Annotated in this window: 6 protein-coding genes; 3 read left to right on the top strand and 3 right to left on the bottom strand. The window is 55.2% G+C overall.

Features of this window, described 5'->3' with window-relative positions; all coding sequences use genetic code 11:
* Positions 1 to 5: 5 nt before the first annotated feature.
* The 3 genes from LAT75_RS04820 to LAT75_RS04830 all read left to right on the top strand — a co-directional run bounded on the left by LAT75_RS04820 (position 6) and on the right by LAT75_RS04830 (position 4247).
* The gene (locus LAT75_RS04820; RefSeq protein WP_291481497.1) at positions 6 to 3380 is read left to right on the top strand and encodes a VCBS repeat-containing protein; all 3375 of its coding nucleotides are present in this window, start codon (positions 6 to 8) and stop codon (positions 3378 to 3380) included.
* 269 nt (positions 3381 to 3649) lie between these two features.
* Positions 3650 to 3829, top strand: coding sequence for a hypothetical protein (locus tag LAT75_RS04825; protein ID WP_291481498.1), 180 nt, complete (start codon positions 3650 to 3652; stop codon positions 3827 to 3829).
* Positions 3822 to 4247, top strand: coding sequence for a type II toxin-antitoxin system VapC family toxin (locus LAT75_RS04830; protein WP_291481499.1), 426 nt, complete (start codon positions 3822 to 3824; stop codon positions 4245 to 4247). The genes LAT75_RS04825 and LAT75_RS04830 overlap by 8 nt, the downstream gene beginning before the upstream one ends.
* Before the next feature lie 66 nt (positions 4248 to 4313).
* On the opposite strand, the gene LAT75_RS04835 is transcribed toward LAT75_RS04830, so the two are convergent.
* The 3 genes from LAT75_RS04835 to LAT75_RS04845 all read right to left on the bottom strand — a co-directional run.
* Entirely contained in the window at positions 4314 to 5852 is a 1539-nt protein-coding gene (locus LAT75_RS04835; protein WP_291481500.1) for a tryptophan 7-halogenase, read from the bottom strand.
* A 159-nt stretch (positions 5853 to 6011) separates the two neighbouring features.
* The gene (locus LAT75_RS04840) at positions 6012 to 6923 is read right to left on the bottom strand and encodes a radical SAM protein (RefSeq protein ID WP_291481501.1); all 912 of its coding nucleotides are present in this window, start codon (positions 6921 to 6923) and stop codon (positions 6012 to 6014) included.
* A partial coding sequence (locus tag LAT75_RS04845; protein ID WP_291481502.1) for an asparagine synthase-related protein occupies positions 6913 to 7991 on the bottom strand: 1079 nt, incomplete at its 5' end. The genes LAT75_RS04840 and LAT75_RS04845, both read right to left, overlap by 11 nt.

A 7991-nucleotide genomic window follows, 5' to 3' on the forward strand; every position in this document is an offset into this window, starting at 1 on the left:
TTTCTATGCTATCCAAGTCACACCTTATTTCAGTTTCTTTTCTCCTCAAGGTAGCAGCCTTGTGTATTTTTATGGCCTGCTCCCGGCAGGCTGAGCCGGATGTTGCCCCTGATCCGCTTTTTGAATGGCTGTCGCCGGAAGTGACCGGTATTGATTTTGAAAATCGACTCGAATATTTGTCAAACTTCAATATTTACACCTACCGCAATTTTTATGACGGCGGAGGGGTGGCCGTGGGCGATCTCAGCGGAAACGGTTTGCCGGATATCTATTTCATCAGCAATATGGGGCCCAACCGGCTGTATTTTAATCAGGGGGATTACCGCTTTGTGGATGTGACCGACGAAGCGGGCGTTGCCGGAACCCGGCGGTGGTCAACAGCGGCGGCGCTGGTTGATATCAACGGGAACGGGCTGCTCGATATTTATGTGACCAACTCGGGCAAGCTCGATGATGCAACAAATGAGCTGTTCATCAACAATGGCGACGGAACTTTTACCGAGCGCGCGGCGGAATTCGGTCTGGACGACCCCGGCTTTGGGATTCAGGCCTATTTCTTCGATTATGACGGCGACGGCCTGCCCGATATGTTTCTGATAAATAACGAAGATCAGGCCATTTCTTCTTTCGATCTGAGCAACTTGCAGCGCTACGAGCGGGACTTTCCTGGCGGCGACCGCCTGTTTCGTAATGAAGGCGGCTTTTTTAGGGATGTAACGGAGGAAGCCGGCATCCTGAGCAGCATCATCGGCTTTGCGCTGAGCGCTGCGGTGTCGGACCTGAACCGGAACGGCCTGCCGGATATTTTTGTGGCCAACGATTTCTTCGAGCGCGACTACATTTACATGAACAACGGCGACGGCACCTTTACCGAAGTTGGCGGGGATGAGCGCGTGATCCGGAGCATGAGCGCAGCCTCCATGGGCTCCGATATCGCCGACCTGAACAACAACGGCTGGCCCGATATTTATGTGTCGGATATGCTGCCGTTCAAGGATGAGCGTATCAAAACGGTTACGCTCTTCGAAGACTGGGACCGCTACCGGGAAAAAGTGGAATGGGGCTACGGGCATCAGTTTACGCGGAATGTGCTGCATCTGAATCAGAACGGCACGCATTACAAGGAAGTGAGCAGGCTTACCGGTACGGAGGCGACCGACTGGAGCTGGGCGGTGCTGCTGGCCGATTTCGACCACAATGGCTTCAACGATATTCTGGTAACCAACGGCCTGGTGCAGGACATCACTAATGTAGATTATCTGGGTGAAATTTCTGATCAGGAAACGATGCGGGCGGTGATACGGCAGGAGGGCGTGGATTTTCAGCAGCTGATTGATATGATCCCCTCGCAGAAGGTGCGCAATGTGATGTTTGCCAACAACGGCCGCCTTAATTTTGAGGACATCACCGTGGCATGGGGGCTGGGGGAGCCGACTTTTTCGAGCGGCGCGGCATGGGCCGACCTGAACGGTAACGGCGCCCTCGATCTGGTAATCAGCAATGTGAATCAGCCGTCTCGGATTTACCGCAACCGCGTGAATGAGCTGCACCCGGAGCGAAGCTGGCTTCGGATTGATCTCGAAGGGGAGGGGCACAACACGCAGGCCATCGGGGCGCAGCTTCAGCTGTGGGGCGGGGGGCAGCAGTGGTTTCGGGAGCATTTCCTGCAGCGCGGGTTTCAGTCGAGCGTGGAGCCTGGCTTTTTTGTGGGGCTGGGTGAGCTGAACCGCATCGACTCCCTCGTAGTACGCTGGCCGGACGGGCGGACAAGCCGCATGCAGGATATCGACGTACCGGCCCGGATTTCGCTCTCCCAAAAGCAAGGAGAAAGCCGTGGGGAACCGCTGCCGGGGCCTGCCATAGTTGACCGTGATGCGCACGAAGTTCCCCCCAAAAAATTCGAAAAGCTGGAAAATACCGGGCTTTCGTTCAGGCATCTGCGGCATCCTTACTCGGATTTTCAGCGGGACCGGATGCTGTATCAGATGCGCTCGACGGAGGGGCCGGCGATGTGTACGGGCGATGTGACCGGCAACGGGCTGGATGATGTGTATGCGGGCGGGGCACGAAATCAGGCCGGGCAGCTTTTTTTGCAGGGGGGCGACGGGCGTTTTGAGGCCTCGGGCACGGATTTTTCGGCGCATGCAAGCTCCGAAGATATCGCCTGTTTGTTTTTTGATGCGACAGGCAACGGACTGATGGATTTGTACGTGGTAAGCGGGGGGAACAGCCATGGCTCGGCCTCGGCGGCGCTGCTCGACCGGCTTTACCTGAACCGCGGTAACGGTGAGCTGGTGCACAGCGGTCAGCCGCTGCCGCTGCCCGCGCGGCCGGTGTCTGGCTCGGTGGCCGTGTCTGCCGATTTTACGGGCAATGGCCATGCCGATTTGTTTGTGGGCACGCGGCTTCGGCCTTTTGCGATAGGCGTACCAGCCGATTCGTACCTGCTTGAGGGCGACGGCACCGGGCAGTTCCGCGACGTGACGGCGGATGTGATGCCGGGGCTTACGGCCATCGGCATGGTGACGGATGCGGCCCTCGGAGATGTGACCGGCGACGGCAGGCCGGAGCTGGTAGTGGTGGGCGAGTACATGCATCCGCGGGTGTTTGCGCGGCGCGGGGCGGCCTGGACGGACATCAGCGGCGAGCTGGGGCTGCAGGCGTACACTGGCATCTGGTACAGCGTGCTGCTGGCGGATGTAACCGGCAACGGCCGCCTGGATATTGTGGGCGGGAATCACGGCCTCAACAGCCTGCTGCGCGGCACGCCGGAGCGCCCGCAGCGGATGTGGGTGGGCGATTTTGAGCAGGATGGAATTGTGAATCAGATTCTGGCTATCAATCAGCCGGATGGGGTGTTTCCGCTTATTTTGCGGCACGATCTGCTGGATGAGGTGCCGGGACTGGCGGCGAAGTATCCGGATTATGCGAGCTTCGGCGGACAGCAGGTGACCGACATTTTTACCCGTGATCAGCTGGATGCGGCCATTTTGCTGGAGGCAGCGGAGCTGGGGAGTGTGCTTTTCCGAAACGAAGGGGAGGCGGGTTTCCGGGCGGAGCGGCTTCCGCTTCGGGCGCAGTTCGGGCCGGTGTTCGGGCTGGCAGCGGCGGACCTTACGGGCGACGGGCGCTCAGAGATTTTGCTGGGGGGAAACCTGTTCGAGGTGCGTCCGCAGCAGGGTCCCTACGACGCGCTGCGGGGCACGGTGCTGCGCTTTGATGCGGAGCGCGATCAGCTGCTGGCTTACCCCGCCGATGCTACGGGCTTCGATGTGTTTGGTCAGCTGCGGCAGCTGCGCGTGGTACGCACCTCAGACGGAAGTCTGCGCGTGATAGCCGCGCGCTATGATGATGAGGTTTTGATTTTTGGGGTGGAGTGAGGCGGACAAAATTCAACTTCAAGTTTACTAATTTAGGAATGGTGCCACTTAGCGGTTTTAAAAGCGGGGTGTCGGAACCCGGAACCTTTACTTGGTACTGAACGAGAATCTGAAGTCCCATAAGATGATTATACTTTGCTTCTTAGGCTCAGAGAGTTATTTTTGAAAATCGTCATATAGTTTTTCGCAACCCTTCTACTTATACTTTGAGATTTATGATACTCAGGTTACTTCGTCAAAATGATAATACTTAAACCCATCTTGCTGGTATGGAAACTAAAGAAAAAATAAAAAATCAGCTTGACACTTTATCCGAGGCTGATGCTAAAAAAGTGTATCTGTATATAGAGAAAATAAAGACTAAATCTACAGTTAAAAAAACGATACCCTCTTTTGATTTAAAAGGTAAACTCGACGGAAAAAATATTCGCAGTCTTGCATATGATTAAGGTTCTTATTGATACGAATGTACTGATTTATGCAATTGATCAAAAATCAGTATTTTTTCAAGATGCGAGGGATATCCTTGAAGCTGGAAAATATGAACTATATACTACTTCAAAGAATCTTACTGAGTTTATGGTTGTAGCTACCAAAAATTCAGGTTATGGATTGAATACTGATATAGCCTCAGATATTTTGGAGGACATAACACACAATTTGGAGGTACTATATCCGAACAAAACTTCTTCAACGATTTTGTCTGAGTTAATTCGCAAATACAGTCCCAAAGGCGCAATAATACATGATTTTGAGATTGTTGCCATTGGGATTGCCCATGGGGTAATGAACATTGCGACGTTCAACACTAAGGATTTTACCGGGATAAACGAGGTCAGTCTTATCGGTTCTCCAGACATAGGCTAATTGAGCGGTTTGGGAAAGTGTTGAAAGGAAATTGAGCCAATCTAATGGTGTATTTGCGATTCTAAATCACGTAATCTCCACCGCCGTGTGCGCATACATTTTCTGCCCGGGGGTAAGCAGGCCGGCGATGTTCCAGGGTTTGATGCGATTGCGCATGGTTTCGGTGAAGCGGCGGGATTCATCTTCGGGGAAGCCGGCTGATTCGAGCCGAAGTAAATCATCCCAGGCCGCCCGCACCATGCCTGTGAGCGGAGACTGGAGGGCGTTGAGGAAGGAAGCCGGCCGCTCACCGCGCAGACGGGCCTGCTCGTAGCTAATGGAACAGCAGAAGTAGCAGCTTAGCCAGGCCTCGAACAGATCGGGGTGCCGCCGGGTTTTGTAGCAGCCTGCTACAAGCAGGTCGATGAGCTGTATTTCGCGCATCACGCTGAGGCTGTAGCTTTCCAGTACGTAGTGCCCCGGCTGATGGCCGGGTTTGGTGTCAGCGAAAATGGCCGCGAGCTTTTCTACTGCAGCAAGTGTAATCGCGATACCCGTGCTGTGCATGGGGTCCACAAATCCGGCTGAGTGCGGCAGTGCGGCACTGCGGGGCCCGGTGGCACTTGCGGTAAGCCGCTGCAGCGGTTTGCTTTTGATCATGGCGGCGGGAGGGTCAGCAATTACGGCATCCCCGAAGAGGGTTTTCAGAGAGGGGTAGCGGCCCAGCAGGTACGGCCAAAGTTTTTCATTACTGCTTCGGCAGAGCTGCTTCTGATCTTCGTAGGAGAGCATAAAACCGGCGCTTAGGAGTCCGTCGGAGAAACGAAGCATCCACAACCAGCCTTCATCGAGCAGGTGATGCAGGGCTGCATGATCGGGGTGAAATGGGTAGGCTTTTGTCGGGATGCCGCTTTGTTCCAGCTGCGCTTTCCATTCGGGCACCCCGCGGAAATGGGAGTAAAAAGCCACGGAGCTGGTCTGAAAGCGATAGGCCGAAGGCTTCACGCCCATCATGCTGCTAAGCTGTTCGGATCCCGTAGCATCAATGATGAAGCCGGCTGAGATCTCATGCGTTGACTTGCCGTTTTTCAGGCTCAGGTACCACTGGCCGTTTGGACCGTTTTGAGCAGCCCTTACGATTTCCGTACGGTCGAAGTATGGTACACCCGCTGCAACGGCCTGCTGTACGATAAATTCGTCGAAATGCGGGCGGTACCACTGCGTGTCGGAGGCTTCATCGCTGCTGCTTGCAGCTATAAGCAGGCTGTTGCGGTGCGTTTGGTCGTCGGTGAAGGGCTTCCCGGCCTGATGAAAGTAGTAGCTGAAACCGCGCTTCAGACCAACACGCAGCTCCGGGTGAGCCTGCTTCCAGCTTCCGTAGCGGGAAAGCGGCGTAAGCCAGCTCAGGCCGTAGGTTTTGGCCAGGTCGCGCAGTACCATGTCGGCGATGGGCGTTGAGCTTTCGCCAATGGCAAAGCGCGGATGCGAACTGCGCTCGAGCAGCCAAACATCATGACCCATTTTTTTTAAGATGAGGGCAAGTAATGTGCCCCCAAAACCTGCACCCGCAATTATGATTTCCGCGTGAGCCGGCATTTTTGCAAAAGTTGGAACAGTAGGTCTCATCTTCCCTAACTAAAAAATGATGAGGAAAGTATTTTAATATGTGTGTATTGATAATGCAATCAATATCCTAAAACCTGAAATAGCTGTTTGTTAAAAGAGGTGTGTATCTATAAGCTTGTTTAAACAAATAATTAAAAGATGCGGTGAAGTTAGTTTTTTTTAATCCTGATTCAGCTGATGCAGGTTCAGTTTGTTCATGGCTGACTCCCATTTCTCATAGCTTTCACTGCTGCCCGGCCAAAACGGCCGCACATCCCACAGGTCCGCAAAAACGCGCCCCCGCTGCCAGCTGAGGGCTTCCCGAACGACCGATTCAAGCATGTGCAGGTCCGGGGGGATGTAGGCACCATCTGCTTCGAGCTTTTCCATGTAGCCGTTGCCGGTACGTACGGGGATGATGCTCACGGTTTCGAAACCCGCATCAAAGGCAAAGCGGATGGTATCGAGGCAGGACTGCCGGGTTTCCGCCGGATCGGTGAGCCAGGGCGGGTTTAGCAGGATGAAGCCCCGCAGTGAAATGCCGGTTTCGCGCAGTTTTCGGGCAGCGTGCTCAATATCATCCCCGCTGATTTGCTTGTTGAGCCGGGGCAGCACTTCCGGATGAATGCTTTCGATGCCGATCGCTATTTCCAGCTCTGCATCAAGCAGCTCCTGAAACTGCGCGATTTGCGGACCTGTAATTTTGGGATGATTTTCGGCAATCACCCGCTCGTAGCCGGTGCAGAGCGCCGCGATTTCGGGGTAGTCCGATCGGGGGATGGCTTTGAGGTCGAAAAAATTGCCGTTGTTGTACAGCTTGAGGACCTCTGCTTCCGGCAAGCGATCCAGCGCGTACCGGATTTGCGCCGGGATGGCCCCTTCAGGCGTGGGTTCGTCGAGGGTGTGCTTCCAAAGGTCGCAGAACACGCACTTAAACGGGCACTCCCGGTTGGTGAGGAAAACGGTGTTGACCCGGCGCAGGCGGCCGTCAGGGCCGGGCTCCTGCTCGTGCAGAAAATGATACGGCCGGAAAGGGTCGAGTCCGTTGACCTTTTCCGGCCGTGCCGCAACAATTTCGCGGTTATTTGGCATAGAGCGACTGAAAGTAGAGGCGGTAGGTCATTTCGTTATCGGCGAAAACATCCGCGAAACGGTCGCTGCCTACGGTGCCTTCCTGCATCCGGCGCTTGGGGTTCACCGGCATGTCGATGCCGGTTATAGCTTTCACACCCCGCCGCACGACTTCACCTTTGAGCTGATACAGCCGGTCGTGCTCCCAGTTGGTGAGCTCGATAAAGGGGATGCCCTCAGAAACCTGTATCACATCAGGCAGCGCATACGGGCTGAAGCCGGTGAAGCCAAAATGCCGTGCCGGTGCCCAGGTGCGGACCGCTCCACGGCTCTGACCGCCGCTGTAGGTGAGCGAATGCTTGATTTTATCCACGCCCCAACCCTCATGATACAGCACGGTGTTACCCAGCACGCTGCGGATGGTGAGTTCGGGATTTTCTTCGATGGGGTAGGCTTTGAGGTTTTCGTCGCCGCCGTCGCCGTCGGCCAGGTATTTCCAGTCGGGGTAGCGCTCACGCAGCAGTTTGCAGAGCGCCAGGGTTGTGGTTGCGGCTTCCACATCCCGCATTTTGTAGTCCTCAATTACGCGGATCGCCGCCTTGTAGTCGAGGTCGGCCAGGCTGCCTTCCAGCACTTCATGGAACATGTCCAGCTTCAGCGCTTTGAGGAAGGAGCGTGCCTGCCGGGCATCGGGGCCGTCTTCCACTGAAAGCGTGAAGGCTTTGAGCCGCGCCGGCGACATCCCGAGCCTGAGCATGGTGTGGTACAGCACCAGAAAAACCGAGCCGCTGTCGATGCCGCCCGAAAACAACACGCCGACCGGCTCTTTTTCATCGATGGACTCCAACCATTTATGACACTCATTGGCCATAGCCCCCACATACGCCCGCCCGATTTCATCGAGGTCGGCAGGCAGGGTTTCCCGCTCGGGCACAAAGTAGCGGCTGTAATCGGGGTTCGGATCGGGGCAGCCCACCACCTGAAGCTTCACCACATAGTGCGCGGGTACCATGCGGGTGTAGGCCGGATTGAACTGATGGTGCAGGTCGAGGCTTTTGAGGTATTCATAAATTTCGTCGATCCGCTCGG

Origin of the sequence: Cyclonatronum sp., assembly GCF_022565315.1 — a bacterium.
Taxonomy (GTDB): domain Bacteria; phylum Bacteroidota; class Rhodothermia; order Balneolales; family Cyclonatronaceae; genus Cyclonatronum.

What these genes read in the sequence shown, in the direction of transcription:
- LAT75_RS04835 (WP_291481500.1), bottom strand. Translation starts at nt 5,852, where the DNA reads ATGAGACCTACTGTTCCAACTTTTGCAAAAATGCCGGCTCACGCGGAA.
- LAT75_RS04840 (WP_291481501.1), bottom strand. Translation starts at nt 6,923, where the DNA reads ATGCCAAATAACCGCGAAATTGTTGCGGCACGGCCGGAAAAGGTCAAC.
- LAT75_RS04830 (WP_291481499.1), top strand. Translation starts at nt 3,822, where the DNA reads ATGATTAAGGTTCTTATTGATACGAATGTACTGATTTATGCAATTGAT.
- LAT75_RS04825 (WP_291481498.1), top strand. Translation starts at nt 3,650, where the DNA reads ATGGAAACTAAAGAAAAAATAAAAAATCAGCTTGACACTTTATCCGAG.
- LAT75_RS04820 (WP_291481497.1), top strand. Translation starts at nt 6, where the DNA reads ATGCTATCCAAGTCACACCTTATTTCAGTTTCTTTTCTCCTCAAGGTA.